We start from the raw sequence: 2,783 nt of genomic DNA on the forward strand, positions 1-2,783 counted from the left end.
ACATAGTGTTTTCCTTATTTGTGAATAAATTGTATTTAAGGGGGGATGTATTATAAAAAATAATAGAATCTATAGCCATATGCATTAATTCGAAAATAACTATTCCTGTGATATTTATCAATAATGTTTACGATTTTCGGTTTAAAAGACAAAGGTGGGAGGAATAGTCAAAAAGGGGGAATCCAATCTAATCATTATCAACCCCTTAAGGATAAGGGGACTTTATGTCAAAAGGCTAAGATTTATTGGAAATCTTAGCCTATTATATACAGTAATCCAATTATAGATTTACCACAAATTTACCTACACCTAGCTCGTCTTCTTTACGAGTACGGTTGATAACACTTTGTGGAGATTCAACAACGCGTAATCCCATTTCATCTTCAGTACGAACAACATCACCACGCAATGAATTGGTATAAACATTCGTAATTTTTACATCAACAAACTTACCAATCATATCTGGAGTACCTTGGAAATTCACAATTCGATTGTTTTCTGTACGGCCTGTTAATTCCATTAGGTCTTTTTTAGATGGGCCTTCCACCAAAATACGTTGTTCTGTACCTAGCATCGCTCGGCTAAATTGCATTGCTTGGTTGTTGATACGCTGTTGTAAACGATATAAGCGTTCTTTTTTCTCATCTTCACTCACATCATCAGGGAGATCTGCCGCTGGTGTACCTGGGCGAGCTGAGTAGATAAAACTAAAGCTCATATCAAAATTAACTTGTTCAATCACTTTCATTGTTTGCTCAAAATCTTGAGCTGTTTCGCCAGGGAAACCTACAATGAAATCCGAACTGATTTGAATATCAGGACGAGCTTGTCGAAGTTTACGAATTGTCGCTTTATATTCTAATGCTGTGTGATTACGTTTCATCATTGTTAGTACGCGATCCGAGCCACTTTGAATAGGTAAATGTAAGAAACTTACTAATTCAGGGGTATCTCGATACACTTCGATAATATCATCGGTAAATTCAATTGGGTGGCTTGTGGTATAGCGTAAACGATCAATACCATCAATGGCTGCGACTAAGCGGAGTAATTCTGCAAAGGTACAAATTCCGCCATCAAATGTTTCTCCACGATATGCATTTACATTTTGCCCTAATAAATTGACTTCACGAACGCCTTGTGCAGCAAGTTGTGCAATTTCAAAGAGAATATCGTCCACTGGGCGACTGACTTCTTCACCACGAGTGTAAGGCACAACACAGAAAGAGCAGTATTTATTACATCCTTCCATAATTGAAACAAATGCGGTTGGACCTTCAGCTCGTGGCTCTGGCAGGCGGTCAAATTTCTCAATTTCTGGGAAACTAATATCCACAACAGAGCTTTTGCCTCCACGGATTTGGTTAATCATCTCGGGTAAACGATGTAACGTTTGTGGCCCGAAAACAATGTCCACGAAAGGAGCACGTTGGCGAATATGTTCACCTTCCTGTGAGGCAACACAACCACCTACACCAATAATTAAATTAGGTTTGGTGTTTTTCCAGCTCTTCCAACGCCCAAGCTGAGAGAATACTTTTTCTTGAGCTTTTTCACGAATAGAACAAGTGTTAAGCAGTAAAACATCGGCATCTTCAGGATTTTCTGTTAATTCAAAACCGTGAGTGCTATTTAGTAAGTCTGCCATCTTTGATGAATCATATTCATTCATCTGGCAGCCCCAAGTGGTAATATGTAGTTTTTGCGTCATTTGAAAATAATTAGGTAAATCAGTTAGTTAAATAAAAACATAAAGACAATGGCTCTATGTAATAAAAATGGCGGCTATTTTACCTGTTTGAAGAAATTTTGGCTATAAATTCACAGAAATTATTGATTTAAGTGATTCTATCGTAGATGCGGTCTGTTTATGATTGACATCCTCCTCACCCTAAAGGATGGAGATTCCTACTAGCTCCCATTGCAAGCAATAGGCTACTCTCGGTGGGTTCTTGCTGCTGACCGCCGGTGCGGTTCACTTCACAAGCTCTACGGACACGCCCTGCCCTGATATTATTATCTGCCTTGATATTTTACGCTTGGGCGATTGCTCGCCCTCGCACCAATACGTTTAACGCACCGACTACATCGGCGTTTTCCGTGTAACCACATTCTACGCACTCAAAATCGGCTTGTGTTTGGCGATTTTCCTTTGAGGTCATACCGCAACAAGGGCAAATTCGACTGGTATTTTGCGGTGGAACAGCCACTAAAAAACCGCCTTGCCATTGCGTTTTGTAGTCTAACTGACGGCGGAACTCGAACCAAGATTGATCTAATATCGCTCGGTTTAAGCCTGATTTTGCTTGAAGTTTGGGCAAGAAGTCTTTGCGACAGTTAGCAATTTTGTGATGCAGTTTAGCGATTTTTGCCTTTAATTTCTGCCAGTTTTGGCTAAATTTAACTTTGTTTTTAAGTTGGCGTTGCAGTTTTGCTAATTTGCCTTTGTCGGTTTTAAACGCGTTTAACGGCTCAAAAAATTCACCGTTTGAAAGCGTGGCAAAACGTGCAATACCCATATCTATGCCGATTTCTCCCCCTTTGTGAGCAGGGATTTCGTATTCAAATTCGGTTTGAATACTGACAAAAAAACGACCACACTTTTGGCTCACAGTCACGTTTTTAATCTCGCCTACGACATCACGGCTATTGCGATAGCGAACCCAGCCGATTTTTGGGAGATACAAGCGGTTATTTTGTTGTTCAAGTTTACAACCTTGCGGAAAACGAAAGCTCTCTTTCAAGCCTTTTTTCTTGAATTTAGGGAAATCTGCTCGTTTTTG

2 protein-coding genes are annotated in these 2,783 nt (G+C 39.8%); both read right to left on the reverse strand.

The features are described 5' to 3' along the window. Window positions 1–280: 280 nt before the first annotated feature. Entirely contained in the window at window positions 281–1,711 is a 1,431-nt protein-coding gene (gene miaB / locus A1D25_RS04525) for a tRNA (N6-isopentenyl adenosine(37)-C2)-methylthiotransferase MiaB (RefSeq protein ID WP_157394508.1), read from the reverse strand. A gap of 322 nt (window positions 1,712–2,033) precedes the next feature. After that, the coding region (locus tag A1D25_RS04530) for an RNA-guided endonuclease InsQ/TnpB family protein (protein ID WP_157394509.1) at window positions 2,034–2,783 on the reverse strand (750 nt) is incomplete at its 5' end.

It is taken from the genome of Ursidibacter arcticus (genome assembly GCF_009761375.1).
GTDB lineage: Bacteria > Pseudomonadota > Gammaproteobacteria > Enterobacterales > Pasteurellaceae > Ursidibacter > Ursidibacter arcticus.